Below are 25331 nucleotides of genomic sequence, written 5' to 3' on the forward strand. Positions count from 1 at the left end.
CCACCCAGCTCAAGCTTCAGAGCACTGGCTTGCGCACCGCCCCGCTGCGGGCTTTGGCCATGGCCGCCAGGCGCACCGCAACGTTGGCCGCGCCGTAACCGGCATAGCCACCCTTGCGCTGGATGATCTCGAAGAAGAAGCGCTCTTCGAACGGTTCGGTGTACACGTGGAACAGCTCGCCGCCCTGGGCATCGCGGTCGTACAGCACGTTGTAGTACGCCAACTCGCTGAGGAACTCGTCGTCAAAGTCGAAGCGTGCCGCCAGGTCGTCGTAGTAGTTCAGCGGGATTTCCAGCAACGGCACACCAGCCAGCTTCGCGCGCGCCACTTCGCGGAAGATATCGTCACAATCGAAGGCGATGTGATGAACACCGGAGCCGCGATAGCTGGACAGCGCATGGGCGATGGCGGTGTTGCGGTTTTCCGAAATGTTCAGCGGCAAGCGCAAGGTGCCGCACTGACTACGCAGCGCGCGGCTCTTGACCAGGCCGTACGGGTCGGGCAGCACCACTTCGTCATCAGCGGCGAAATCGAACAGGCTCTTGTAGAACAGGACCCAGCTGTCCAGCGACTCGGCCGGCAAGGCCAGGGCCATGTGGTCGATGCGGCGCAGCCCACCGGTGGCGGTGGCGTTCTTGTCCAGGCTGAAATCGGTATCGTACAGGGTCTGGCCGGCAGTGCCCTGCTCTACCAGGTAGAGCAGGCTGCCATCCGGCGCACGCACCGCCGGTACTTCACATTCGTTAGGGCCGACCAAGCCCCGGAACGGCTGGCCACGGTAGGCAGTCGCGCGCTTCAGGGCTGCTTGCTGATCCTTGACCCGCAGCGCGGTGGCGCACAGCGACGGGCCGTGGGCCTCGAAGAAGTTGTGGCCGAAGGAATACGGCTCGGCGTTCAACACAATGTTGATATCGCCCTGGCGCAGCAACTGCACTTCTTTGCTGCGGTGTTTGCCGGCTTCGGCAAAACCCAGGCGTTTCAGCCAGCTGGCCAGACGCGCGCCAACGGCTTCGTCAACCGCGAATTCGAGGAACTCCACACCGTCATAGGTGCTTGCCGCTGGCGGGGTGAACAGCACGCCAGGTTCGATCGGCGTGTTTTCCTGCTCCAGGCGCAGGCGGGTCTGCTCTTCGAGATACAACAGCGAGCGCAGGCCATCAGCGGCGTTTTGCCGTGGCGGCGCAGCGCGGAAGCCGTCGTTGAAGATTTCCAGCGATAGCGGGCCACGGTAACCGGTGGCAAGGATCGGCGCCAGGAAACCGGCCATGTCCATTTCACCCTGCCCCGGGAAGCAGCGGAAGTGGCGGCTCCACTCCAGCACATCCATGGCCAGAATCGGGGCGTCGGCCATCTGCACGAAGAAAATCTTGTCGCCGGGGATGTCGCGGATCGCGCTGGGGTCGCCCTTCAGGGACAAGGTGTGGAAACTGTCGAGGATCACCCCGAGGGCCGAGTGGTCGGCCTGGCGCACCAGGTTCCACACTTGCTGGTAGGTGTTGACGTGGCGGCCCCAGGCCAGCGCTTCGTAACCAATGCGCAGGCCGCGCTTGCCGGCGTGCTCGGCCAGCAGGCGCAGGTCATCGACCAGCAACTGTTCTTCGCCCAGGGCATCGGCCTGGACGTTACTGCACACCAGCACCAGGTCGGTGCCCAGCTCCTGCATCAGGTCGAACTTGCGTTCGGCGCGGTCGAGGTTTTTCTGCAGGCGGTCGCGGCGGCAGCCTTCAAAGTCGCGAAACGGCTGGAACAGGGTAATGGCAATGCCAAGATCAGCGCACATCTGGCGCACCTGGCGCGGGCTGCCGGCGTAATAGAGCAGGTCGTTTTCGAAGATCTCGACGCCGTCAAAACCGGCGGCGGCGATGGCTTCGAGCTTTTCCGGCAGGGTGCCGCTCAAGGACACGGTAGCGATCGAGCGCTGCATGGCGGGAGTTCCTTGTTGTTAGAAAATGACGGTGCCAGTCAGGTAAAAACCACTGTCACAGTTTATGGCACGATCGATTATTCGCAGGTAAAGTCGCCGCTTCAATCTCTTTGTACGGAATGGTTAGTTTTGCGTTCGATTATCGCACAAAACCCAATTTAACGAATTGCTAGACCGCAGCCCCAGGGTCAACATGAGACCCAGACGCAGGCACACCGACCACTGCCTCCTGCCTTGGCGAACGTATGGCGGAGCCTGCGCAAACAACAATAACAACGGAGACAACGATGGCTCACTCCAGCTCGCAAGCCAAAAAAGCGACCGCCAGTGGATGGATAGGCTCGGCACTCGAGTACTACGACTTCTTCATCTACGCTCAGGCCGCTGCGCTGATTTTCCCGCAGATCTTCTTCCCCAATACCGACCCGAAAATGGCCATCATTGCCTCGTTGGCCACGTACGGCGTGGGCTACCTGGCGCGCCCGGTCGGCGCCTTCGTACTGGGCCACTGGGGTGACACTCGCGGGCGCAAGAACGTCCTGCTGCTGTGCATGTTCCTGATGGGCCTGTCGACCATGGCCGTCGGCCTGCTGCCCACCTACCACGACATCGGTTACCTCGCCCCGGCCTTGCTGGTGGTGCTGCGCCTGATCCAGGGCTTTGCCGTGGCCGGGGAAATTTCCGGTGCCAGTTCCATGATCATGGAGCACGCGCCATTCGGCCGAAGAGGCTATTACGCCAGCTTTACCCTGCAAGGCGTGCAGGCTGGCCAGGTACTGGCAGCGGCGGTGTTCCTGCCACTGGCCTACTTCATGCCTAACGAAGCCTTCACCGAATGGGGCTGGCGCATTCCGTTCCTGTTGAGCGCCATCGTGCTGATTGCCGGTTTCATCATCCGTAAGGAAGTGCACGAAACTCCGGCGTTCGTGAAGGAAGAGAAGCAGGACAAGGTTGCCAAGTCGCCCATCAGCGAGGCCTTCCGCCACAGCTGGAAGCACATGGTGCTGGTGATGTTCATGGCCCTGATGAACGTGATCCCGGTGGTGGCCACCATCTTCGGTGCGGCCTACGCGGTGCAGCCAGCCTATGGCATCGGCTTCGACAAGAGCGTGTACCTGTGGATCCCGGTGGTCGGCAACATCGTCGCGGTGCTGGTGATTCCGTTCGTGGGTAACCTGTCGGACAAGATCGGCCGTCGCCCGACCATGATCGCCGGTTGCCTGGGCTCTGGCCTGCTGGCGTTCGTCTACCTGTATGCAATCAGCATTCAGAACGTGCCCATGGCGTTCGCCGCATCGATCATCATGTGGGGCATGGTTTACCAGGGTTACAACGCGGTGTTCCCAAGCTTCTACCCAGAGCTGTTCCACACCCGCTACCGCGTTTCGGCCATGGCCATCGCACAGAACATCGGCACCATGCTGACCGCCATGCTGCCAGCGCTGTTCGCCCTGGTCGCACCGCCCGGCTCGGACAACATCCCGCTGGTGGTGGGTAGCCTGGCGTTCTTCATTACCTGCGTGTGCGCCCTGGCGGCCTACATTGCCCCGGAAACCCATCGCCTGGCGATGGAAGACCTGGGTAACCCAGACGCCAAGCCGATGGAAAAGGATGCTTACGAGGCTAGCCGTAAAGGCAGCTTTCAGGCAGTGAGCCACTGACAGATGGCCGGGGCCGCGTTGCGGCCCCGGCACTTTCAACCTTCAACCACTTCCTGCAAGCGCGCCCACAGTCGCTCGACATCCCCTCGCTCAGTCGGCAGCGCACCGATCGAAACCCGCACCATCCAGCGCCCATCCAGTGTCGCTAGCGTCACATAGGCATCGCCAGAAGCATTCAGCCGGTCGGCCCACCCCTTGGTATGCGCATCCAGTGCCTCCCCCTCCAGCCCCGCCGGTCGATGGCGAATGCACAGGGTCTGCAACTGCACCGGCGCCAACACCTCCCACTCAGCCGCCGCCGCAACCTGCGCCGCCAACCATCGGGCATTGTCCAGGTCACGCCGCAACCGCGCCTGCAATGCGTCAACGCCCTCGCTGCGCAGCATGAACCACAGCTTCAACGCGCGGAACCGTCGGCCCAACGGGATGCCCCAGTCACGCAGGTTCTTCACCTCACCATCCACCGCCGATTGCAGGTAGCTGGGGTTGGTGCTCATCACCCGAATCAGGTGCTGCGGATCGCGCACGTAATAGATCGAGCAATCGAAGGCCACACCCAGCCACTTGTGCGCGTTGACCACCACCGAATCGGCCAGCTCGATGCCATCCCACATCCAGCGGCACTCAGGCAGGATCATCGCGGAACCGGCCATGGCCGAGTCCACATGCAGCCACAAGCCATGGGCCTGGGCGATTTCGCCGATCGGGCGCAGCGGGTCAAGGGCGGTGGTGGTCGTGGTGCCAGTTGTGGCCACAACCGCGCAAGGTTGGTTGCCGGCAGCCAGGTCCTGCTCGATCGCCGCCCGCAAGGCCTCTGGACGCAACGCGTACTTTTCGTCTGTGGGGATGAGGCGGATATTATCGCGGCCAAAACCCGCCAGCAGCGCGGCCTTGTCTACCGAGCTGTGGGCATGAGCACTGACATACACGATCAAAGGCCTGGCTTCGGCCTGCAGGCCGCCGCGTACCAAGGCGTAGTCGGTGGCGCGTTCACGGGCGCTGATCAGCGCCACCAGGGTGCTGGTCGACGCGGTGTCCTGGATCACTCCGCTCCACTGGCCAGACAGGCCCAGCAGCTGACGCAGCCAGTCGAGGGTGGTTTCTTCCAGCTCGCTCAGTGCCGGGCTGGATTGCCAAGACAGGCCCAACACGCCCAGGCCGGTGCTGAGGAAATCGCCCAATACGGAAGACAGGGTGCCATTGGAGGGGAAGTAGCCGTAGAAGTCCGGGTGCTGCCAATGGGACAGGCCGGGCATGACCAGTTGGTTGACGTCATCGAGAATGGCCTCGAAGGGTTCGCCCTGCTGGGGGGCGGTGTCAGGCAAAGCAGCCTTGAGGTAGCCGGGCTCGACCTGAGCCATGACCGGGCGTTCGCCGACGGTTTGGCGGTAGTCGGCGATCAGGTCGATCAGTTGGTGGCCGTATTGGCGGAATTGTTCGGGGGTCACGTGGGGGCTCCTGTGGTTTTTCCACTGCCCCCAGTCTAGGTACCTGTGCCAAAGCGAATAACCCCGCCTTGCGCATACCTGCTATGGCAAACCCGCATGCCCACCCTGCACGCCAAACTGCGACTGTCGCCACAGCTCGAACACCCGGTTGCGCAACCAGCGGTGCTCGGCCGAGGCCTGCAGGCGCTGGTGCCACACTACCCAGTAACGCTGGCTGTGGTCGATGAAACCCAGCGGCCGCCAGGCCAGATCATGCAAGCGGCACAGTTGCCGGGCAATGTGCTCGGGTACGGTTGCCACGGCCTGGCTGTTGGCGATCACCTGCACAGTGGCGGAGAAAAACGGCACTTCCAGGCTGACCCGCCGCTGCAAGCCCTGGACGCGCAGGTGGCGGTCGATGAAGCTGTCCTTGTCGCCACCGCCGGAAATACGTACGTGCTTGTGCGCCAAGTAATCGGCCTGACTGAGTGCGGCATGGGCAGCTAGCGGGTGGTCGTGACGCATCAGGCACACGGCGCGGTCCTCGCCCAGCAGACGCCCGTGCAGGTTGGGCGGCGACTCGTCGAACAGGGTGGTGGCCAGGTCAATCTCGCCGCTGGCCAGCAAGGCGTACTGGCCGGCCTGCCAGGTACGGTACTCCAGCGATACGCCCGGTGCTTCACGCTCCAGCGCGGCCACCAGCAGCGGCAGCATGTGCTCGGCCACGTAGTCCGAAGCAGCCAGGCAGAAACGCCGCTCGCAGCGTGCCGGGTCGAACACCGCGGGCTGACGCAGAGCCTGTAGTTCTTCGAGAACCTGGCGCAGGGGTTCGACAAGGGCTTCGGCGTGTTCGCTCAATACGTAGCCACGGCCCTGGCGTACCAGCAGCGGATCGTCGAAAGCTTCGCGCAGGTGGGCCAGCTGGCGGCTCAGGGCCGACTGGCTGACGCCCAGGCGCTCGGCGGCGTGGCTGAGGTTTTTCAGCTGTAGCAGGTGGTCGAGGGTGCGCAGGTGGGCGAGGCTGAGGGAGGCGAAGGTGGGGTTCATGCAGGCTCCCTGCGGTGGCATTCAAGGGCCTATTCGCGGGCTCGCCCGCTCCCACAGATTCATCGCTGTATTGAAAGCTGCGGTGAACCTGTGGGAGCGGGCAAGCCCGCGAAGGGCCGCAACGCGGCCCCGGCTTTTTAAGCGGTCAGACCAACGTACACGTTCTGCACGTCATCGTTCTCGTCGATCGCTTCAAGGAACGCTTCAACCTCAGCCAGTGCTTCAGCGCTCAGGCTGGCCGCACTCACCGGGTTTTTCGGGGTGTAGCCAATCTTCGCCGAGGTCACGGTGAAGCCATGTTCCGGGAGGGCCTTCTGTACCGCGTCCAGGTCGGTGGTGTCGGTAATGAACAAGGTCGAACCCTCTTCTTCACCTTCCTCGAAATCCTGGGCGCCGGCTTCGATGGCTGCCATTTCCGGGTCGGCGTCGCCTTCCGGAGTGGCTTCGATCAGACCGACATGGTTGAAGTCCCAGGCCACAGAACCACTCGCACCCAGCTGGCCCTTGCGGAACAGTACGCGGATTTGCGCGACGGTACGGTTGACGTTGTCGGTCAGGCACTCGACGATCAGTGGCACCTGGTGCGGTGCAAAGCCTTCGTAGCTGACGGCGTGGTACTGCACGGCATCACCGTCCAGGCCCGCGCCCTTGCGAATCGCACGCTCCAGCGTCTCGCGGGTCATCGAGGCCTTTTTGGCTTGCACGATGGCCAGGCGCAGGCGCGGGTTCATGTCAGGATCGGCGCCCGACTTGGCCGCGATCTGGATTTCCTTGGACAGCTTGCCCATGACCTTGCCTTTGGCATTGGCCGCTGTTTCTCTATGTTTGGCTTTCCACTGTGCGCCCATGTCGACTCTCTTGTTTCAGCGGCCGGTTCAGGAAGCGACCGGCCAAAAGTGGGTGCATTTTATACGCCCTCACGCATGGGATCGACAAGAAATCTCATCAGCCTTTATCGGCCTTGCCTGCTGCTGCGGCAAACCGCGCCAGGCGCACATCCAGCCGTCGTGGCCGCATGCCGAGGTCTTCGGCGCGCTCCTTGCGGCGGATGGCATTGCGCACCATCAGCGAACCCAGGTAACGCACCGGCTCGGGCGGGAACAGCCCCAGCGGCCCCTTGACCAGCGGCGAACGGGTCCATGGGTTATCCAGCCCCAGCGCCAGCGACGACAGAATCTGCCCGCCCATGTGGCACGGCCCAACGCCACTGCCGGAATAGCCAAAGCCATAGAACACGTTGCCCTGCCCGTCCAGCCGGCCGAAGAACGGCAAGCCGGTCACCGAGCGGTCCGACGGCCCGTTCCAGCTGGCCGCCAGCGGCACTTCGGCCAAGGCCGGGAAAAACCCGCCCAGGCTTTCGCGCAGCAGCGGCCGGTAGGGCGACGGCTGGTCGAACACCGGCAGCATGCGCCCGCCATAGGCAAAGGTATTGCCGCCTTTGCCAAGCATCAGCCGGCCATCGGAGGTGTTGTGGTAGTAGTGCACGAAAATGCGCGAGTCGAGCACGCTGATGCCGCTGTCCAGGCCGATCTCGCGCAGCAGCTCGGGGCACGGCTCAGTAATTACCATGTCACTGGAAACGATCGCCACGCTGCGCTCGAACTGCGGGAAGGCCCGCGCCATCCAGGCATTGAGGCCCAGCACCACGCGGTCGGCGCGCACCGTGCCATGGGCCGTACGCACCTGCACCGGGGCGCCGTGTTCCAGGCCACTCATGGCCGTGCCTTCATGAATGCGCACGCCGCGCTCTAACGCCACCCGCCGCAGGCCACGCACCAGCTTGCCCGGCTGCACCGTGGCGGCAGCTGGCGAGAACCAGCCCTCCAGGTGCCGTGCCGAACCCGCCTGCCGCTGGACTTGGTCCAGCGGCAGGCGGCGAAACGAGTTGATGCCCTTCTGCTCCAGCGCCGCGATCACTGCATCGGTGGCGCCGACCTGAGCGGCGTTGGTGGCGGTGTACAACGTGCCATCCAGGCGGTAGTCGCAGTCGATGCCGTTGGCCGCGCAGAACGTACCGATATCCCCGATGCTGCGTTCCGACTCGCGCACCAGGCGCACCGCCTCGGCTACCCCGAACAGGCGTTCGAGGGTGAAGTACTTGGCCGACCAGGACAATGCGCAACCGCCGTTGCGGCCACTGGCGCCGGCGCCGCAGATATCGGCTTCGATCAGCACGACATCCAGCGCCGGCACCGCCTCCTTGAGCATCAGTGCCGTCCACAGGCCGGTGTAACCGCCGCCGACGATGCACACATCGCAACGGGTATCACCTTGCAGCGGTGGGCACACCGCCTCCTTCGCCGAATCCAGGGCCTGTTGCAGCCAGAAGGGTCTCATTCGCTCGCTTTCCTTTAGGTACGCAGTGGCTTGATTGCCATGCTGGTATTCGGTGCCACGTCAGCGCTTTGCGGGGTGCTGGCCGGGCGGCTGTTCCAGTGCGGCAGCAGCACGAGCGCCGAGAACAGCGCGCAGCCGGCGAACACGATGAACACCGTGACACCATCGAAGTACCCCGGCAGCAGCCCACCCAGCACCGCCCCCACCGAACCACAGCCGTTGACGAAGCCCGCTGCAGTCGCACCGGCCTTGGCGGTGCCGAAGTCGATGGCCGCCGCGCCGCTGATCATCGAATCCGGCCCGTACAGGGTCAGGCCCATGACGAACAGCAACGCCACCACCAGCATCACGCTACCGGTGTGCATGGCCGCCATGAAGGCCGCCAGGGTCACCGTCAGCAACACCAGGCTGATCACGCAAGCCGGCATGCGGCGGGCGCCGAACAGTTTGTCGGAGGCCAGGCCAATGATGATCGGGCCCAGCAGCCCGGCCAGTTCGAAGGCGGTCGGGATGATTGCCGCACCCACCTTGCCCACCGACGGCATCTGCTCGAAAACGATCACCGGCCCCCACAGCAGGATGGCGTAGCGCGCGGGTTTGAGCAGGAAGTACGCCAGGCCCAGCGTCAGCACGGTGCGGTTGCGCAGGATCTCTTTCAGCGGCGCCCACACACTGCACAGGTTGCCGGCCGGGGCCATGCTCTGCGGCTCGGGCTCTACCGCTGGCAGGCCGACATCTTCAGGTTTGTTGCGCTGCAGGATGAAGAACAGCACGGCCACCAGCGCCACCACGGCGGCACTGGAGAAGAACGCCGCGTGCCAGGTGCCGACCAGTGTGTAGGCCCACCAACCCGCGAACGGCGAAGCCACCAGGCCGCCGAAGGCATAGCAGGAACTCCACAACCCCAGTACTCGCCCGCGCTGCGAAGCCGGGAAGAAGCTGCCGATGTTCTTGCACAACCCGGCCCAGCCGGTGGACTGCGCCAGGCCCTGCACCAGCATGCAGGTGGCAAAGATCGGGAAGGTGGCGTAACTGCCCATCACCACCGCCGCCACGGCGGAAATCAGCAACCCGCCCAGCACCACCACGCGTGGGCCAAAGCGGTCGGCGAGCATGCCCCAGGTGAACTGGCCCACGGCGTAAGCGGCCAGGTAGATGGCGTCGAGGTTGGCCATGGCGGCCTTGTCGAGCATGAAGTTGGGGTCTTCGGCGATGCCCAGCTTGGCCACCGAGAAGGCTTTGCGGGTGAAGTAGAAGGCGGCGTAGGCCAGCCAGGTGATGGCGAAAATCTGGATGCGCCAGCGTTTGAACGCGGCTAGTGATTGATTCATGTACGTCTGACCTCTTGCTCAAGTGTGCCGGCAGAATGTGAAGAAACGCCTGTCTTGTTCTTGTGTTACGCACAGCGATGACAAGGCTGTCATCGGGTCAGATGGCACCGTGTGGGCACCATGGCCCTGGCGGCATTCGTGGTGCCAGCGTCGGGCTGACATGCATGGAAACAGTTGCGCTAAGATAAATAAAATCGATTTATCGTATTTCACACATAAGCTCAGCTTGTTACTGAGGTGGCCATGTCGGTTTCCCACGCACAACTCAAGGCCTTCCATGCGGTGGCCGTGCACGGCAGCTTTACCCGCGCAGCGGAAAAGCTGTTTCTTACCCAGCCTGCGGTGTCGGACCAGGTGCGCAAGCTGGAGGAACGCTTCGGCGTTTTGCTGTTCCACCGCAACAAGCGTTCGGTGCAGTTGACCGACCTCGGTGAACGCTTGCTGGGCATCAGCCAGCGCCTGTTCGCCTGCGAAGCCGAAGCCCATGACCTGCTGCAGGATTCGCGGGCCCTGCACACCGGCAGCCTGGTGCTGGCGGTGGATGCGCCGGTGCACGTGCTGCCGCAGATCGCCCGCTTCTGCCAGCGCTACCCGGGCATCCAGGTGAAGATCGAGACCGGCAATACCGATGAGTCGCTGGCCCGGCTGTTCAGCTACCAGGCCGACCTGGCGCTGCTGGGCCGGGATGTGGACGATGAGCGGCTGCATTGCCTGCCGCTGCGCCGCGACCCGATGGTAGCGTTCGTTTCCCACCACCACCCGTGGGCCAGCCGTGGTTCGATCAGCCTGGCCGACCTGGACGACACACCGCTGGTGCTGCGCGAGCCTGGCTCGGTGACGCGCCAGACCCTGGAAGAAGAAATGCAGCGGGCCGGGCTGCGGATTCGCCCGGCGATCCAGGTGGAAGGCCGCGAGGCGGCACGGGAAGCGGTGGTGGTGGGGATTGGCGTGGGGGTGGTGTCGGCGGCAGAGTTTGGCGCCGATGCGCGGGTGTGTGCGCTGCCGATTGTGGACTGCCAGCGGCATTTGACCGAGACGCTGGTCTGCCTGAGCGAGCAGCGAACGCGGCGGGTGGTGGCGACCTTTTTGCAAATGGTTGAGGAAGGGATGTAAACCTGTGCCGGCCTCTTCGCGGGCAAGCCCGTGAAGAGGCCGGCACAGGCAACCAACTATGCTGGGGGAAATTCAACCTAGGCACACTGCCCATGCTCTACCGCCTTGCCGCCGACACCCTGGTCCTGATGCACCTGGCCTTCATCCTGCTGGTGCTGTTCGGCGGCCTGCTGGTGCTCACGTGGCGCCCCGCCCTCCTCATCCACTTGCCAGCCCTGACCTGGGGCCTTGCGGTGGAATGCCTGCACCTGGGCTGCCCGCTCACCACCTGGGAAAACCGCATGCGTAGCGCAGCCGGTGACGCAGGCTACCAAGGCGGTTTCGTCGAGCACTATATCTGGCCGCTGATCTACCCCGCCGGGCTGACGCCGCACATTCAGCTGCTGCTGGGTTGCGTTGTGCTGCTGCTCAACCTCGGCGTTTACAGTTACGTGGCCTGGCGCTGGCGCCATCCTAGCGGGTAGCGATCACGAACAAGCGCGGGAACGGCAGCAGCACCTTGCCATCGGTGGCCGGTGGGTAGTCTCGCTGCATGGCCTGCAGGTACATCTGCAGGAAGTCGGCCTGCTCCTGTTCATCAAGCCTGGCCAGATAAGGCCGCAGGGCCGACCCCTTGAACCACTCCACCACCGCTTCGGCGCCACCCGGCAACGGGTGGTGATAGGTGGTGCGCCACACATCCACGCGCGTGCACAGCGGGCTGAGCAGGTCGTAGTAGAACGCCGCGCTGTGCCGTGGTGGCAGCTGGAAATCGGCGAACTTGGCCGCCCAAGGGCCTTGGCTGGCAATCATGAGCAATTGGCGGTGGGCCGGTTCGTCAAGGTTGTCCGGGGTCTGCACGGCCAGGCTGGCGCCTTCGCTCAGCTGGCGCACCAGGTGCGGGTACAGCGAGGCGTGGTCGGGTACCCATTGCAGCGAGGCGTTGGCCAGGATCAGGTCTTGCGGTTCCGGGGCGGACCAGCCGGCGATGTCCGCGATGGCCGTGCGTACCCGGGGGATGCACAGTCGTTTGCGCTCACGGGCCTTGTCGATCATGTCCGGATCGCTGTCCAGGGCGATTACCTGGGCATCGGGGTAGCGTTGCAGCAGCACTTCGGTGGAATTGCCCGGGCCGCAGCCCAGGTCGGTGGCGTGGCGCACCGGGCGCGGCGGGGTCGGAATGGCAGCGAGCAGGTCGCGCACGGCGCGGGTGCGTTCGTCTTCGAACAGGGAATACTGGGTGGCGGACCAGGCCATGTGCGGCTCCTTTGGGCGGGCGATGTGTCTAGCATATGCCATCTGTCGACTGTAGGGGCCCTATCGCCGGAACTGACCACCTATGCTTGAAGTCAGTCCATTGATGCGCACGCCCATGAAAACCTACATCGCCCTCGCCATCTTGGCCCTGATTGCCGCCGCCGCCCTGCTCGGCTCGCCCTGGATGAACCAGCGCTTCCACATGCCCGCAGAAAAAGCCCAGGCCCAACAACGCGAAACGGCCGGGTCCCCTAGGGAGCCGGCCGTTTCGAGAAGCGAGTGACGCTTAGTGCTGCTTGCTGCCAGAACGGATCTGGTGCACCACACCCATCGCCACCACGACTGCCGCAGCGATACCGGTGGAGATCACCAGGATCTGGTAGTCAGGCATGAAGGCCATGGTCACCAGGGCAGCCACGATGAACGCGATCACCAGGTAGGTCAGCCACGGGAACAGCCACATCTTCAGGCGTACTTCCTTGCCTTCGGCAATCAGCTTGCGGCGCATGCGCAGCTGCGAGAAGGCGATGACCAGGTACACCAGCAGGGCAATCATGCCGGTGGTGTTCATCAGGGTTTCCAGTACGTCTTTCGGGCGCAGGGTCTCGCTGAAGTTGATCAGCGCACATACCACGGCCACGGCGCACGAACCCATGATCGCGTACACCGGTACACCGGTGCCGGCGCGGGTAATCTTGAAGAACGACGGCGCATCGCCACGCTGAGCCAGGGAGAACAGCATGCGCGAAGCGGTGTAGTGGCCGGAGATCAGGCAGCTGCTCACCGAGGTCAGCACCACGAAGTTCATCAGCAGCTCGGCATACGGCACGCCCAGCAGTTCCAGGGTACGGCGGTAGGCGCCATAGCCGGAAACGCCCAGGTGCGGGTCGTTCCACGGTACCAGGCAGACGATCAGGAAGATCGAACCCACGTAGAACAGGCACACACGCCATACCACCGAGTTGGTGGCCTTGACGATCTGCGCGGCCGGGTCTTTGGCTTCGGAGGCAGCGATGGTAACGATTTCAGCCCCCAGGAAGGCAAACATCACCCCGAGCAAGGCACCGATCACGGTGGTGATGCCATTGGGCATGAAGCCTTCGGCGGTAAGGTGACTGATGCCACGCACTTCGCCGAACTGCCAGACGTTCAGCACGGCAGCGGTACACACGATCAGGAAGCAGACGATCGCGATCACCTTGATCAAGGCGAACCAGAACTCGAACTCACCGTAGTGTTTGACGTTGAAGAAGTTGACGGTGATCAGCAACAGGGTCGTGGCCAGCACGAACACGTTGACGCTGACGTCGGGGAAGAAGCCATGCAGGATCTTGCCCGCCACATAGGCTTCCCAGGCCATGAGGATGACCCAGTACCACCAGTACAGCCAGCCGATGGTGAAACCGGCCCAGCGGCCGATGGCGCGATCGGCGTAGGTGGAGAACGAGCCGGTGTCTGGCGAGGAAGTCGCCATTTCACCCAGCATGCGCATGATCAGTACCACCAGGATGCCGCCCGCCAGGTAGGCCAGGACAGCGGCTGGGCCGGCGCTGTGGATCACGCTGCCGGAACCGACGAACAAGGCGCCGCCAATAACCCCAGCGATGGACATCATCGTCAGGTGGCGCGACTTCAGCGAGGCACTGAGCTTGCTCTCGTGCCCGCTTTTCGCGGTGGTGGTTGTGGATGTTGCGTCCATCAGTTGTGTACCCCGTGCTTCTTTTTATCCAAGGAAAACCGTGAAACCCCGATGGCTGGCGGTTTCACCTGTACATCAGTGCTAATGCGGGCAGGAAGGTGTGAACGAACACACGCAGGCCTTCCATGGCGGCCTGCTGACGCGCCCCAGGGCGGCTGCCTGGAGCGAACTGAACATGCTTTATGTGGCGATATCCGACACCTAATGTAAAAATGTCCGACGCAGAGAGCCATGCACAGTGGCATGAAACTCGCACTGCACTGTACAGGTCGCCCATGCAGTACACCCTGCAAACGCCAGGCGATACGCACCCTGAAGGCCCCGAATGTTCGAATTACATCCAGACTCCTCAACCCCGCTGGTCAACCAGATCATTGACGGGCTGCGCGAGCTGATCGACAACCAGACCCTCAAGCCAGGCGCCAAGGTGCCGTCGATCCGCGCCTTTGCCGCGAGCTATTCGGTGAGCACCTTCACCGTGGTCGAGGCCTACGACCGCCTGGTCGCCCAAGGGCTGCTGGTAAGCCGTGGCAATGCGGGGTTCTTCGTAAACCGTGCGGCGGGCGAACTACTGGACACGCACAACGCCGAGGCTGATACCAGTCGACCAACGTTCAACTCCGAGTGGTACCTGCAGCAGATCTTCGAGATCCGCCAGTTGCCGTACAAACCGGGGTGCGGGTGGCTGCCCAACGACTGGATGTACGAAGACGGCTTGCGTCGCGGCCTGCGTCAGGTGGCCGGCAGCCCGCTGGAATTATCCGGCTACGGCGACCCCATGGGCCTGATGGAGCTGCGTGCACTGACCGCGCAGAACCTGCAGCAAGAGCTGTCGATCGTCGCCAACCCTGCGCAACTGATGCTCACCCACGGCGCCAGCCAGGCCCTGGACCTGGCCGCCCGCACGCTGGTGCGCCCAGGCGATGTGGTGCTGGTGGACGACCCTGGCTACCCCAACCTGATGAGCATTCTGCGCACGCAGGGCGCCAACCTGGTCGGCGTGCCACGCACCCCGGCCGGTTACGACCTGAACCAGCTGGAGCACTTGCTCACCCACCACCGTCCGACCGCGTTCTTCACCCAGCCGCACCTGCACAGCCCCACCTGCTCCCGCACCCCGCTGCCGCAGTTGCACCGCCTGTTGCAACTGGCCAGCCAGCACGGCTTCCGCCTGGTGGAAAACAACCTGTACGCCGACATGGTCGCCGAACCGCAGCCCTGCCTGGCCAGCCTCGACCACCTGCAGCAGGTGGTGTACGTGGGCAGCTACTCCAAGAGCATTTCGCCCAACGTGCGGGTCGGCTACATGCTGGCCAACCCCGAGCTGATGCAGAAACTGTTGCACCTGAAAATGCGTTCGGGCCTGACCACCTCACAGGTGATGGAGCGCGTGGTGTACGCCGCAATCATCGACGGTCGTTGGCGCAAACACCTCAAGCGCCTGCGCCAACGCCTGGCCGAGGCGCATCAGGAAGTTGGCCGGCATTTGCATCGATTGGGCTTTGAACTGTTCATCGAATCGGATGAAGGCATGTACATCTGGACCCGCCACCCGGCCATTCCGGACAGCGCGGCGCTGCTGGATGATGCGCTTGAGAAAGGCATCATGCTTGGGCCTGGGCAGTTGTTCATGGTGGATGCCAAGGCGACCGGGTGGATGCGGTTCAATGTGGCGTTCAGCACGGAGCCGGCGATGTGGGAGTTGCTGGAGAAGGTGCTGGTGCAGCATGTGCGGCGGGGTGGGGTGTAGTGTGTATGGCGGGCGCTGAGCATATTGTGAATGCACCAGCGTGCCATCATCTAACGCTTTGAGCCGCAGGGTAGACCCCACTGCGCTCGCGCTTACCAACCGAAACCACTACGACAACGATTCGCTCGTCCTCAACCCGATACACTAGGCGATACCCGGAGGCCCTGAGCTTGATTGTGTAGTGGTTCGGCAAGTCACGCAGCGCATCGGCCTGTACCTTCGGCGATTGTAAACGCTCGCCGAGTTTTTTCTTGATCTGCTCACGCACAGTGTGGCCAAGCTTGCTCCACTCCTTTAATGCCGAAGGCAGAAAATCTAGCTTATAGGTCATCCAGAGACACTGAATGCCTCGACCGAAAACTTGGATCCCATTCAGCAAAAGGGTATGCTGAGGCAATAGCCATACGCCATCACACGACAGGTTTGGCGCCTGCTTCAAGGACGAGCCCTTTGCCCAGCCACCCCACCCGCCATACCATCGCCCGCCAGTGGCAGCTCCTCAAGTTACTGCCCGGCCGCCACCCGGGAATGAGCTCCACCCAGTTGCAGGCCGCCCTGAAGACCGTGGGGCATACCACCAGCAAACGCACTGTTGAGCGCGACCTGGTCGAGCTCGCTGCGCTGTTCCCACTGCAATGCAACAGCAAAGGCATACCTTACGGCTGGTACTGGCAACCGGGCCTGGACCTGAACGAAGCACAACAGTTGCAGCCCGACGTACTTGTCTCGCCGCAGCGCATTGAACTGCACGCCTGGGTCGATGACGTACTGGCCCGGCGCCTGGAAGCGCAGCCACTGTCTACGGATATGCAACTGACGCCACAAGAAAATGGCGGTGCCACGCTACAGGCGAGCGTCGACGACAACCGCGCGCTGATGACCTGGCTGCTGTCCCAAGCCGGTTCGATCCGGGTGCATGCGCCCCACGTGCTGCGCGTGGCCATGCTGGAACAGTTGCGCCAGAGCCTGGCGCTGCACGATGGCGAATATTGACCGGCGCAGTCAAACCGCGCGACGTCGCGCGAGGCAGGCATACCCAAGGCCCAACACACTGAGCCCCAACACCCCCAGCAACACCATCAGCTCACGGCTGTAGCGGGCCACCGTCGCAGGGAAACCGATAACCTGGTGGTACACCTGCACATTGGCCACACCGTCGGCGTGGCTGATGCTGACCCCGCCTTGGCGGATCTGCGAAAAGTCGGCATCGAAATACACCCATACCTTGCAGGTGCCACCAGGCTCGATGGCCGGGATATCTACCTGCGCGGTGGCGTTTTCCAGCAGCGTGTCGTTACCGGCAGCATCGCGCACTTGCACCAGCCCTTTGGCTGGCAAGCGAATGCGCACCTGGCGTACCTGAGCGTCGCCACTGTTGAGCAACTCGATGAGCAACCCCGTACGGTGATCGACCAACCCGGCCTCGAACGGTTTGGCGAACAGCTGGGCATACGGTGCCTGGGCCATTTCGATCAGCCGCTCGACCTGGTCATGGCTCAGCCCGCCCTGGTCGATGCTGTTGATACGCCCCTGCAACTGCTCGTACTTGAGCTGTTCGCTGGCCTTGCTGATACGCTCGCTGAACTGGCTGGGGTAAGTGAGGTAGGCATAGGTCAGTGACGCCTCCAGGCGCGGGTTGCCCCTGAGCAGCGCGTAGGCGGCCAACAGGACCATCAGGCCAATCAGCACGGCGACGAGAAGCTTCCCCACCTTGTCCCAGCTCAATGCATGCTTCCTTCTGTGGTGATACGCGATTCAAACCGCCCAAGGTTGCCAAGTTCGTGGCCCCCAGGCAAGCCTGGCTAGGCGTCACCTTCGCCTTCGCGCGCCTGACGCATCTGCAGCAACTGGCCATCGATCAGTGCCTTGGCCATACCTGCCAGATAGAACGTGGCTTGCATCATCGCCTTGCGGTCACCTGGCCTGTCGATGGCCTTGCGGGTGATTTCGGTGATGCAACCCATGATGCTGGAAGCTTCCATCAGTGCGGTGCGCAATGGCAGCTGAGGTTTCATTTGCACCAGTTCGGCATTGGCATTGCCAAACCGGCTTGCCGCGCTCACGACATTGAGCTTGCTGCTGTTTTGGGGCGTGTCGTTGTCCATGTCCATTCCTCGGGGTTAAGAGCGTGCCGAGACTAGGGGGCTGCCGGTGCGACCACAATGGCCATTGGGGTGGAAAGGGTTACTTTCGGAAATGGCCTACAAGAACCCGGCTGAAGGGGCGCTCGGTCGCTGATCTGCCCCTTGACCAGCCCCTGGGCAGTGGCGGACGATCAACTCCCCCTCTACAAGGACGAATACCATGCTACGGATACTGGGCCGAGCCTCTTCCATCAACGTGCGGAAAGTCCTGTGGGCCTGTGCCGAGTTCGAAGTCGCGTTCGAGCGTGAAGACTGGGGCTCGGGCTTCCAGCCCACCGACCGTGCCGAGTTCCTTGCGCTTAACCCCAACGCCATGATCCCGGTGATCCAGGATGGCGACTTTACGCTGTGGGAGTCCAACAGCATCATCCGCTACCTGGCCAACCGCTACGGTGCCACTGCGTTCTACCCGAGCGAGGCGCAGGCACGGGCCAGGATCGACCAGTGGATCGACTGGCAGGCCTCGGACCTGAACCGCTCCTGGAGCTATGCATTCATGTCGCTGGTCAGGCATTCGCCCGCCCACCAGGACCCACAGGCGCTCGCCGCCGGCTGCGCCGAGTGGTCGCGTTACATGCACATCCTTGACCGCCAGCTGGCCAGCACCGGTGCCTATGTGGCCGGCAGCCAGTTCACCCTGGCCGACATCCCTATCGGCCTGTCGGTCAACCGCTGGTTCGAAACACCGTTCGAGCACCCGCACTTGCCGGCCGTACGTGATTACTACGAACGCCTGAGCGAGCGCCCGGCCTATCACCTGCATGGTCGCAACGGCACGCCCTGACAGCGAAAAGGAAGACGCCGGGGCTGCGTGCAGCCCCGGCGATACAGGCTTGTTACACCGCAACCTGGCCCGCCACCATCCGACCACGCCAGGCAAACAGCAGCACCATCACCAGGCCCAACGCCGCCATCGCCGCGCCTGCCAGGGCAATCGCCGGGTAACCCAACCCTGCATTGATCACCGCGCCACCAAGCGCCGCGCCAATCGCATTGCCCAGGTTGAACGCGCCAATGTTCACCGCCGACGCCAGGTTGGGCGCATCCTTGGCCGCTTCCATCACCCGCATCTGCAACGGCGGCACCAGGGCAAAGCTGGCGGCCCCCCAGACCAGCACCGCCAAAGCCGTCGGCAGTGGCCAGGCCAGAACCAGCGGAAACACCAGCAGGACCGCAATCAGCACCGCCAACGACAGGATCAGGGTGCGATCGATCGAACGGTCCGCTGCCTTGCCACCCCACACATTGCCCAGGGTCAGGCCAGCCCCGAACAGCACCAGCATGACTGTCACGAAGGTGGTAGACGCCGCCGCCTCGTTCTGCAGGATTGGCGCGATGTAGGTGAACACGGTAAACATTGCACTGGAACCCACCACGGTCAGCAGCAAGGCCGCCAATACCGGCCCGCGGCCCAATACGCGGATTTCTGCCATGGCGCCGTCACCCTTGGGCAATGCGACATTGGGCAGCGCATACCAGAGCGTGGTCATCGCCACCAGGCCAAGCCCGGCAATACCCCAGAACGCTGTGCGCCAGCCCAACATTTCACCAAACCAGGTCGCCAGAGGCACCCCGCCGATGGTGGCCAGGGTCAAGCCCATGAACATCGCCGCCACGGCGCCAGCGCGCTTCTCGGGCGGCACCACACTGGCCGCAACGATCGAGCCGATGCCGAAAAATGCGCCGTGGTTCAACGAAGTGACCACGCGGGCCACCATCAGGCTGGCGTAGTCACTGGCCAGCGCCGACATCAGGTTGCCCAAGGTGAAAATGGCCATCAGCCCGATCAACAGGTATCGTCGCGGGATCTTCACCGTGGCCAGGGTCATCAATGGCGCGCCAATCAGCACACCGATGGCATAGGCACTGACCAACAGCCCTGCAGCAGGAATGGAAACGCCAAGGTCGGTGGCGATACTGGGCAACATGCCCATGGGGGCGAACTCGGTGACACCGATGCCGAAGGCACCGATGGCGAGTGCGACCAGAGGTGGATTGATACGCATGGCAAGCTCCTTATCTATGCCGCAAATGCTACAAACTGTTTAAAAAACGCACTAGACTGCGTTTTTGCGAATCACCTTTGCCTGCGAGACACAAATGGACTTCAGTGGAAGATCCGGAGAGATGGAGATTTTTGCCAGGGTGGCGCAAGAAGGCAGCCTGTCCGCCGCTGCCCGGGCATTGGGCCTGACACCTTCTGCCGTCAGCCGCATCCTCGCCCGTACCGAACAGCGCCTGGGCACGCGCCTGCTGCTGCGCACCACCCGGGCGATCACCCTCACACCCGAGGGTGAGGCCTACCTGCGCGGTGCGCGACGGGTGCTGGCCGACATGCTGGAACTCGAGGACGCCATCACCGACCAGGGCGTGCCCCGCGGCCGCTTGCGGGTAAGCGCTGCGTTGGGCCATGGCCGCCTGACCGTGGTGCCGCTGCTGGCGGCGTTCAGCGCGCGCTATCCTCAAGTGCTGGTCGACCTGACCCTAAGCGACGAGGTTGCCGATATTCTCGGCGGCCAGACCGACGTAGCGCTGCGCTTCGGCCACCTGCCAGACAGCTCGTTGAGTGCGCGTGCCATTGGCGAAACCGGCCAGGTAGTGGTCGCCTCGCCCGAGTACCTGCAACGCTGCGGTACCCCATTGGTGCCAGAGGACCTGGCCCGGCACAACTGCCTGCGCTTCAACTTTCGCCGCGCCGCACCCGACTGGCCGTTTCGGCGCAATGGCGAAGTGTTTTCACTGAAGGTGACCGGCAATATCGAATGCAGCAGCGGTGAAGCCCTGGCACAACTGGCCAGGCTGGGGGCCGGCGTAGCGCGCATCGGCACCTTCACCGTGGTCGATGACCTGGCCAGCGGGCAGCTGGTACCGCTGCTGGAGGCGTACAACCCTGACGATCGCGAGCCGATTCATGCGGTGTTCGTTGGCGGCTCGGCGATGCCGGCGCGGGTGCGGGTGTTTGTGGACTTTCTGGTAGAGCAGCTGTCTGGCAGCCAGCGCACGCGCCTATAGCGGTGCATTAACCAAGCACGTGCAGCCCCAGCGTGAACACCGCCACGGCCAAGGCCACCAACGACACGGCATGACGCTCCAGATACGCTGGCCAACCGTGCGCTTGCTGGCTTTCGCACTCACACTGTCGTTCGGCCAGGCTGGCCAACCGCGCCTCCACGCTGTCGACGCGGTCTGCCTGGGTGTTGGTCGCCTGTGCGAGCTTCTTCAGCGCCGTGGTCACCGTGCTCGACAGGCCCTCCCTGGCCAGGTTGCCTTCTGCCAGTTGTTGCTGGTGCTGTTCAAGGCGCTTGCGGATAGCCCCCTCCTTCTGCACCCGGGCCAGGGTACTTGCCACAAGCTTCTGGTTCAGTGCATCGATACTGGCCTGCAACGTGCCTTGCTCGGAGGCCGGCTGAGGCGAAACATCTGCCTGAGGGGTGCTTTCGATCACCTTGTCTACCGTCGGCTCCGCGAGCGGGGTCAAAGTGCTGTGTTCGTGTGGCTGGCTCATCAATTCCTGTCCGGATACAGCGGCAATGGGCGGAAAGCTATCAAAATGGCATCAGCGGATCCACTGGTGCATCGCGCAATTGAGTGATTGGTCAGCATCTGAGAAGCCTGACCGGCTTGCTCACCGCCAAGTAAAGCCTTCCGCATATGTCAACTAACCAGCCATATTTGGGCAAAACCGCTCTTCTTCTGCCAACAACAGGCCGATTGCAGGTAAAGCCTTGCCAGAACGGCGCTGCATCCGAAACGTGATATCAAATTGCCTTGCCCTTGCGTGCTGCCGCACCCAGGCAAGCCCCGAAGAACCTGCACCATTCCTTTACCTGTACAAGTCACCAATATCGACATGTATTCATAATAGACATATCGTCTCGCTTACCGGCTTGTTGCCACGTCCCAAGGAAACGTTAAATGGAAGCGCTGGAAATCTCCCTGTTGTGTGTCTGCGGCATCACCCTGCTGCTTGTATGCCTGCAATCCGTCCGCCAAGGCGAGATGTGGAACCTGTTGCAGAGCGACCGTGAACTGGAGCAAACCGCCCGTCTCCACAAACAGGAGAACAGCACATTGCACGCGGCCCTGCGCGCAGAGCGCGAACATGTGAGCCAGTTGCAGTACCAGATTCAAGTGCTCCTCGGGCTGACCCCGGAGGCCTGAGGGCTTTACACACAACGCACGCGTACACTTGCCCCAGGCCACTTGCAGGAGCAGCTTCATGCCTTACCCCATTGAACAGAAACTGGTCATCGGCGTTGCCTCGAGTGCGCTGTTCGACCTCACCGTCTCGGACGACATCTACAAGACCCAAGGGGTCGAGGCCTACCGCCAGCACCAGGAAGACAACCTGGACGAACCGTTTCCAAGGGGAGTGGCGTTCCCGTTCATTCGCCGCTTCCTGAGCATCAACCAGGCCTTCCCCGACCAATTGCCAGTGGAAGTGGTGCTGCTCTCACGCAACTCGCCGGCAACCGGCCTGCGGGTGTTCCGCTCGATAAGCCACTACCAGCTGGACATTACCCGCGCGGCGTTCATGTCGGGCCGCTCGCCCTATGAATACATCCCGGCGTTCAATGCGTCACTGTTCCTCAGTGCCAACGAAGAAGATGTGCAAAAGGCCATCGACGCCAACTACCCGGCCGGGCGGGTGCTGCCTACACGCATCTACGACGATGAAATAGACACAGAGCTACGGGTGGCCTTCGACTTCGATGGCGTGATTGCCGACGATGAAGCAGAGAGCGTGTACAAGCGCAACGACAATCTGAACGACTTTCAGGAGCATGAGCGCGTACACAAAGGCACCCCGCACTCGCCAGGGCCCTTGGCAGACTTGTACCGCAAACTTTCACTGATTCGCATGCTGGAGGATCGCAAGCTGGCAGAAGACCCGAACTACAAGCGGATTCTGCGGATCGCCATCGTCACGGCGCGCAACGCTCCCTCACATGAGCGTGTAGTGACGACCTTGAAGGATTGGGGCGTGTCGCCGGATGAATGCTTCTTTCTAGGCGGGATGGAGAAGCCCAGGGTGCTGTCGATCCTCAAGCCGCATGTGTTCTTTGACGACCAGCGCTCTCACTTGCAATCGCCAGCCGGGAACCTGCCAATGGTGCATGTGCCATTCGGGGTCGCTAACAGGCACACGACGCCGAAGCTTTCTCACACAATCACGGCAGCTGCTGAAACTGTGCAAGCTGATCACTCAGCGCAAGATGCGCCAGTAGCCACTATTTTGCGGGCAACGTAGACTAGCTGTGCTGCGCTACGCAGCCGTCACAACCTCGGACCCGGAAAGGCAGCACTCCAGTAGCAGGACTCTAAAACGAACCTGCAAGGGTGATCAAAAGTGTCTCACGAAGCGCGCTCAATGGCTTTGATCCCCGGACTGACCGGCAAAGCCAGTGTGTTGGTCTGCGGTGCAAGCCGAGGCATTGGCCTGGCGCTGTGCACGGCATTGCTGGCCCGCGACGATGTGAACCGGGTCTGGGCCGTGGCGCGGCACGCCAGCACCGCTGACGGGCTGCTTGCACTTGCCCAGGCACATGGCGAACGCGTAGTACCGCTGGACTACGATGCGCGCGACGAGCTGGCTCTTACCGCGCTTGCAAGCGAGGTGGGCATTGCCTGCACGCATCTTCATCTGGTCATCAGCACACTCGGCCTCCTCCACACGGAGGGGGCGAAAGCCGAGAAGTCGCTGGGCCAATTGGACCTCGCCAGTTTGCAGGCCAGCTTCGCCACCAATGCGTTCGCCCCCATCTTGTTGCTCAAGCACCTGCTGCCATTGCTGCGCAAACAGCCCGCAACCTTTGCAGCGCTGTCGGCCAAGGTTGGCTCGATCGGCGACAACCGACTGGGTGGCTGGTACAGCTATCGTGCGAGCAAGGCGGCGCTGAATCAGCTACTGCACACGGCAAGCATCGAGCTGAAACGCCTCAACCCTGCGGCTACCGTGTTGACACTGCATCCGGGAACCACCGATACCGAACTGTCGCGACCGTTTCAAGGGAACGTGCCGGAGGGGAAGCTGTTTGAGCCGGCATTTGCCGCACAGTGCGTGATCGAGCAGGTAGGGCGGCTTGGGCCGGCAGAGAGCGGAAGCTTTTGGGGATGGGACGGCGAGCGGATCGTGTGGTGAGTGCACTCGCGTCGGGTGCACTGTTGCAGCCCGGCCGAGGCAGTGCGTTTCATCGCGGGGTCAGCTTAGCGTGGGCCGCCGCCCTGATGGCCACCAAAGCCACCGCCACCGCCATGCCCCCCCTATCTTTACAATCTGCCAGGCCCAGTGAGCGCCGGCACGACGCCCTTGACCCACACCCTCGCGCCACCGCATGCTCGAGCGCTTCCACCCACGCTCAAGGAACGATTGCATGAAGCTGGAAACCCTCGCCGTCCATGCAGGCTTCAGCCCCGACCCAACCACCCGGGCGGTGGCCGTACCCATTTACCAGACCACCTCCTTCGCCTTCGACGACACCCAGCACGGTGCCGATCTGTTCGACCTGAAGGTGGCCGGCAACATCTACTCGCGCATCATGAACCCCACCAACGACGTGCTGGAGCAGCGCATGGCCGCCCTCGAAGGCGGGGTTGGCGCGCTGGCGGTGGCCTCGGGCATGTCAGCCATCACCTACGCCATCCAGACGGTCGCCGAGGCCGGCGACAACATTGTCTCGGTGGCCAAGCTGTACGGTGGGACCTACAACCTGCTGGCCCATACCCTGCCACGCATGGGCATCCATACCCGCTTCGCCGCCCATGACGACATCGCGGCCCTCGAAGCGTTGATCGACGCACGCACCAAGGCGGTGTTCTGCGAGTCCATCGGCAACCCTGCCGGCAATATCGTCGATATCGCCGCACTGGCCGAAGCCGCCCACCGCCATGGTGTGCCACTGATCGTCGACAACACCGTGGCCACCCCGGTTCTGTGCCGACCGTTCGAGCATGGCGCGGACATCGTCGTGCATTCGCTGACCAAGTACATCGGCGGCCATGGCACCAGCATCGGCGGCATCGTCATCGACTCCGGCAAGTTCCCTTGGGCTGACAACAAGGAGCGTTTCGCCCTGCTCAATACGCCCGACCCTTCCTACCACGGCGTCACCTATACCGAAGCCTTCGGCCCCGCCGCCTTCATCGGCCGCTGCCGCGTGGTGCCGTTGCGCAACACCGGCGCCGCGCTGTCGCCGTTCAACGCCTTCCTGATCCTGCAAGGCCTGGAAACGTTGGCCCTGCGCATGGAACGCCACACCGAAAACGCGCTGAAGGTCGCCCATTACCTGCAGGCTCACGAACAGGTGGCCTGGGTGAAGTACGCCGGGCTGCCCGACCACCCCGAGCATGAACTGGCCCAACGCTACACCGGTGGCAAGCCCGCTTCGATCCTGTCATTTGGCATCAAGGGAGGCCAGGCGGCCGGTGCGCGCTTCATCGATGCGCTGCAACTGGTGGTGCGCCTGGTGAACATCGGCGACGCCAAGTCGCTGGCCTGCCACCCCGCCTCCACCACCCACCGCCAGCTCAACGATGAAGAGCTGGAAAGGGCCGGCGTGCCACGGGACATGGTGCGTTTGTCGATCGGCATCGAGCACAGCGACGACATCATCGCCGACCTGGCCCAGGCCCTGGAGGCCAGCCGCACCTGATGCATCCGCG

General features: G+C 63.0%; 25 protein-coding genes. 12 read left to right on the forward strand and 13 right to left on the reverse strand.

From position 1 onward, the window contains the following. Positions 1–16: 16 nt before the first annotated feature. The gene (gene quiC / locus APH36_RS01760) at positions 17–1924 is read right to left on the reverse strand and encodes a 3-dehydroshikimate dehydratase QuiC (RefSeq protein WP_060497235.1); all 1908 of its coding nucleotides are present in this window, start codon (positions 1922–1924) and stop codon (positions 17–19) included. Between the two features lie 287 nt (positions 1925–2211). On the opposite strand from quiC, the gene APH36_RS01765 reads away from it, so the two are divergent. Continuing rightward, a complete protein-coding gene (locus APH36_RS01765) occupies positions 2212–3585 on the forward strand; it encodes an MFS transporter (RefSeq protein ID WP_060497236.1) in 1374 nt (457 codons plus the stop codon). Between the two features lie 35 nt (positions 3586–3620). Here the strand turns inward: APH36_RS01765 and APH36_RS01770 are convergent, their stop codons facing one another. From APH36_RS01770 to APH36_RS01790, 5 genes are all read right to left on the reverse strand, one after another. Further along, positions 3621–5033, reverse strand: coding sequence for a DOPA decarboxylase (locus APH36_RS01770; protein ID WP_060497237.1), 1413 nt, complete (start codon positions 5031–5033; stop codon positions 3621–3623). 81 nt (positions 5034–5114) lie between these two features. After that, positions 5115–6059: a LysR family transcriptional regulator gene (locus APH36_RS01775; RefSeq protein WP_060497238.1), complete on the reverse strand. Its 945-nt coding sequence runs from the start codon at positions 6057–6059 to the stop codon at positions 5115–5117. A gap of 137 nt (positions 6060–6196) precedes the next feature. Then, complete coding sequence (locus APH36_RS01780) at positions 6197–6907, reverse strand: YebC/PmpR family DNA-binding transcriptional regulator (RefSeq protein ID WP_060497239.1); 711 nt, start codon at positions 6905–6907, stop codon at positions 6197–6199. Between the two features lie 97 nt (positions 6908–7004). Next, the gene (locus tag APH36_RS01785) at positions 7005–8396 is read right to left on the reverse strand and encodes an FAD-dependent oxidoreductase (RefSeq protein WP_060497240.1); all 1392 of its coding nucleotides are present in this window, start codon (positions 8394–8396) and stop codon (positions 7005–7007) included. A 14-nt stretch (positions 8397–8410) separates the two neighbouring features. Next, a complete protein-coding gene (locus APH36_RS01790; protein ID WP_019097816.1) occupies positions 8411–9727 on the reverse strand; it encodes an MFS transporter in 1317 nt (438 codons plus the stop codon). A 243-nt stretch (positions 9728–9970) separates the two neighbouring features. Here APH36_RS01790 and APH36_RS01795 point away from each other — a divergent pair, with 243 nt between their 5' ends. Then, a complete protein-coding gene (locus APH36_RS01795; RefSeq protein WP_025752728.1) occupies positions 9971–10840 on the forward strand; it encodes a LysR substrate-binding domain-containing protein in 870 nt (289 codons plus the stop codon). Positions 10841–10932: 92 nt separating this feature from the next. Further along, positions 10933–11304 (forward strand): DUF2784 domain-containing protein, encoded by a 372-nt coding sequence (locus tag APH36_RS01800; protein WP_060497241.1) that lies wholly within the window; start codon positions 10933–10935, stop codon positions 11302–11304. Here the strand turns inward: APH36_RS01800 and tam are convergent. Further along, positions 11294–12076 (reverse strand): trans-aconitate 2-methyltransferase, encoded by a 783-nt coding sequence (gene tam / locus APH36_RS01805; RefSeq protein ID WP_060497242.1) that lies wholly within the window; start codon positions 12074–12076, stop codon positions 11294–11296. The two genes, APH36_RS01800 and tam, sit on opposite strands and share 11 nt — an antisense overlap. Positions 12077–12179: 103 nt before the next feature. Here tam and APH36_RS01810 point away from each other — a divergent pair, with 103 nt between their 5' ends. After that, positions 12180–12359 carry a hypothetical protein gene (locus APH36_RS01810; protein WP_060497271.1) on the forward strand — a complete coding sequence of 60 codons (180 nt, stop codon included), beginning with the start codon at positions 12180–12182 and terminating at the stop codon, positions 12357–12359. A 3-nt stretch (positions 12360–12362) separates the two neighbouring features. Here the strand turns inward: APH36_RS01810 and APH36_RS01815 are convergent, their stop codons facing one another. Then, positions 12363–13775: an amino acid permease gene (locus tag APH36_RS01815; protein WP_060497243.1), complete on the reverse strand. Its 1413-nt coding sequence runs from the start codon at positions 13773–13775 to the stop codon at positions 12363–12365. 325 nt (positions 13776–14100) lie between these two features. Here APH36_RS01815 and APH36_RS01820 point away from each other — a divergent pair, with 325 nt between their 5' ends. Beyond that, complete coding sequence (locus tag APH36_RS01820; protein ID WP_060497244.1) at positions 14101–15525, forward strand: PLP-dependent aminotransferase family protein; 1425 nt, start codon at positions 14101–14103, stop codon at positions 15523–15525. 46 nt (positions 15526–15571) lie between these two features. Here APH36_RS01820 and APH36_RS01825 read toward each other — a convergent pair whose 3' ends face one another. Continuing rightward, the gene (locus tag APH36_RS01825) at positions 15572–15856 is read right to left on the reverse strand and encodes a type II toxin-antitoxin system RelE/ParE family toxin (RefSeq protein WP_025752732.1); all 285 of its coding nucleotides are present in this window, start codon (positions 15854–15856) and stop codon (positions 15572–15574) included. A gap of 119 nt (positions 15857–15975) precedes the next feature. Between APH36_RS01825 and APH36_RS01830 the strand changes: the two genes are divergently transcribed. Next, on the forward strand, positions 15976–16518 hold the full coding sequence (locus APH36_RS01830) for a WYL domain-containing protein (RefSeq protein WP_060497245.1): 543 nt from the start codon (positions 15976–15978) through the stop codon (positions 16516–16518). A gap of 9 nt (positions 16519–16527) precedes the next feature. Here APH36_RS01830 and APH36_RS01835 read toward each other — a convergent pair whose 3' ends face one another. Further along, positions 16528–17250: a hypothetical protein gene (locus APH36_RS01835; protein WP_060497246.1), complete on the reverse strand. Its 723-nt coding sequence runs from the start codon at positions 17248–17250 to the stop codon at positions 16528–16530. Between the two features lie 77 nt (positions 17251–17327). Then, the gene (locus tag APH36_RS01840; RefSeq protein WP_060497247.1) at positions 17328–17630 is read right to left on the reverse strand and encodes a DUF3077 domain-containing protein; all 303 of its coding nucleotides are present in this window, start codon (positions 17628–17630) and stop codon (positions 17328–17330) included. Between the two features lie 199 nt (positions 17631–17829). Here APH36_RS01840 and APH36_RS01845 point away from each other — a divergent pair, with 199 nt between their 5' ends. Further along, entirely contained in the window at positions 17830–18453 is a 624-nt protein-coding gene (locus APH36_RS01845; RefSeq protein ID WP_060497248.1) for a glutathione S-transferase family protein, read from the forward strand. Positions 18454–18505: 52 nt separating this feature from the next. Here the strand turns inward: APH36_RS01845 and APH36_RS01850 are convergent, their stop codons facing one another. Beyond that, positions 18506–19675 (reverse strand): MFS transporter, encoded by a 1170-nt coding sequence (locus tag APH36_RS01850; protein ID WP_060497249.1) that lies wholly within the window; start codon positions 19673–19675, stop codon positions 18506–18508. 94 nt (positions 19676–19769) lie between these two features. Here APH36_RS01850 and APH36_RS01855 point away from each other — a divergent pair, with 94 nt between their 5' ends. Beyond that, entirely contained in the window at positions 19770–20681 is a 912-nt protein-coding gene (locus tag APH36_RS01855) for a LysR family transcriptional regulator (RefSeq protein ID WP_060497250.1), read from the forward strand. Between the two features lie 7 nt (positions 20682–20688). On the opposite strand, the gene APH36_RS01860 is transcribed toward APH36_RS01855, so the two are convergent. After that, a complete protein-coding gene (locus APH36_RS01860; protein ID WP_060497251.1) occupies positions 20689–21174 on the reverse strand; it encodes a hypothetical protein in 486 nt (161 codons plus the stop codon). Positions 21175–21584: 410 nt separating this feature from the next. Here APH36_RS01860 and APH36_RS01865 point away from each other — a divergent pair, with 410 nt between their 5' ends. From APH36_RS01865 to APH36_RS01880, 4 genes are all read left to right on the forward strand, one after another. Continuing rightward, on the forward strand, positions 21585–21830 hold the full coding sequence (locus APH36_RS01865; RefSeq protein WP_060497252.1) for a hypothetical protein: 246 nt from the start codon (positions 21585–21587) through the stop codon (positions 21828–21830). A 58-nt stretch (positions 21831–21888) separates the two neighbouring features. Further along, positions 21889–22920: a 5'-nucleotidase gene (locus APH36_RS01870; protein ID WP_060497253.1), complete on the forward strand. Its 1032-nt coding sequence runs from the start codon at positions 21889–21891 to the stop codon at positions 22918–22920. A gap of 120 nt (positions 22921–23040) precedes the next feature. Next, positions 23041–23811 (forward strand): SDR family NAD(P)-dependent oxidoreductase, encoded by a 771-nt coding sequence (locus APH36_RS01875; RefSeq protein ID WP_060497254.1) that lies wholly within the window; start codon positions 23041–23043, stop codon positions 23809–23811. Between the two features lie 232 nt (positions 23812–24043). Then, positions 24044–25321, forward strand: coding sequence for a bifunctional O-acetylhomoserine aminocarboxypropyltransferase/cysteine synthase (locus APH36_RS01880; protein WP_060497255.1), 1278 nt, complete (start codon positions 24044–24046; stop codon positions 25319–25321). Positions 25322–25331 lie beyond the last annotated feature (10 nt).

The organism is Pseudomonas sp. NBRC 111133 (genome assembly GCF_001320605.1).
In the GTDB taxonomy this organism is placed as follows: domain Bacteria; phylum Pseudomonadota; class Gammaproteobacteria; order Pseudomonadales; family Pseudomonadaceae; genus Aquipseudomonas; species Aquipseudomonas monteilii.

Excerpts from the sequence above, each read along its gene's own strand:
- APH36_RS01785 (WP_060497240.1), bottom strand. The coding sequence starts at position 8,396 with ATGAGACCCTTCTGGCTGCAACAGGCCCTGGATTCGGCGAAGGAGGCG.
- APH36_RS01845 (WP_060497248.1), top strand. The coding sequence starts at position 17,830 with ATGCTACGGATACTGGGCCGAGCCTCTTCCATCAACGTGCGGAAAGTC.
- APH36_RS01865 (WP_060497252.1), top strand. The coding sequence starts at position 21,585 with ATGGAAGCGCTGGAAATCTCCCTGTTGTGTGTCTGCGGCATCACCCTG.
- APH36_RS01825 (WP_025752732.1), bottom strand. The coding sequence starts at position 15,856 with ATGACCTATAAGCTAGATTTTCTGCCTTCGGCATTAAAGGAGTGGAGC.
- APH36_RS01850 (WP_060497249.1), bottom strand. The coding sequence starts at position 19,675 with ATGCGTATCAATCCACCTCTGGTCGCACTCGCCATCGGTGCCTTCGGC.
- APH36_RS01815 (WP_060497243.1), bottom strand. The coding sequence starts at position 13,775 with ATGGACGCAACATCCACAACCACCACCGCGAAAAGCGGGCACGAGAGC.
- APH36_RS01860 (WP_060497251.1), bottom strand. The coding sequence starts at position 21,174 with ATGAGCCAGCCACACGAACACAGCACTTTGACCCCGCTCGCGGAGCCG.
- APH36_RS01840 (WP_060497247.1), bottom strand. The coding sequence starts at position 17,630 with ATGGACAACGACACGCCCCAAAACAGCAGCAAGCTCAATGTCGTGAGC.
- APH36_RS01795 (WP_025752728.1), top strand. The coding sequence starts at position 9,971 with ATGTCGGTTTCCCACGCACAACTCAAGGCCTTCCATGCGGTGGCCGTG.
- APH36_RS01765 (WP_060497236.1), top strand. The coding sequence starts at position 2,212 with ATGGCTCACTCCAGCTCGCAAGCCAAAAAAGCGACCGCCAGTGGATGG.
- APH36_RS01810 (WP_060497271.1), top strand. The coding sequence starts at position 12,180 with ATGCGCACGCCCATGAAAACCTACATCGCCCTCGCCATCTTGGCCCTG.
- APH36_RS01780 (WP_060497239.1), bottom strand. The coding sequence starts at position 6,907 with ATGGGCGCACAGTGGAAAGCCAAACATAGAGAAACAGCGGCCAATGCC.
- APH36_RS01870 (WP_060497253.1), top strand. The coding sequence starts at position 21,889 with ATGCCTTACCCCATTGAACAGAAACTGGTCATCGGCGTTGCCTCGAGT.
- APH36_RS01775 (WP_060497238.1), bottom strand. The coding sequence starts at position 6,059 with ATGAACCCCACCTTCGCCTCCCTCAGCCTCGCCCACCTGCGCACCCTC.
- APH36_RS01800 (WP_060497241.1), top strand. The coding sequence starts at position 10,933 with ATGCTCTACCGCCTTGCCGCCGACACCCTGGTCCTGATGCACCTGGCC.
- APH36_RS01790 (WP_019097816.1), bottom strand. The coding sequence starts at position 9,727 with ATGAATCAATCACTAGCCGCGTTCAAACGCTGGCGCATCCAGATTTTC.
- APH36_RS01820 (WP_060497244.1), top strand. The coding sequence starts at position 14,101 with ATGTTCGAATTACATCCAGACTCCTCAACCCCGCTGGTCAACCAGATC.
- APH36_RS01855 (WP_060497250.1), top strand. The coding sequence starts at position 19,770 with ATGGACTTCAGTGGAAGATCCGGAGAGATGGAGATTTTTGCCAGGGTG.
- quiC (WP_060497235.1), bottom strand. The coding sequence starts at position 1,924 with ATGCAGCGCTCGATCGCTACCGTGTCCTTGAGCGGCACCCTGCCGGAA.
- APH36_RS01875 (WP_060497254.1), top strand. The coding sequence starts at position 23,041 with ATGGCTTTGATCCCCGGACTGACCGGCAAAGCCAGTGTGTTGGTCTGC.
- tam (WP_060497242.1), bottom strand. The coding sequence starts at position 12,076 with ATGGCCTGGTCCGCCACCCAGTATTCCCTGTTCGAAGACGAACGCACC.
- APH36_RS01880 (WP_060497255.1), top strand. The coding sequence starts at position 24,044 with ATGAAGCTGGAAACCCTCGCCGTCCATGCAGGCTTCAGCCCCGACCCA.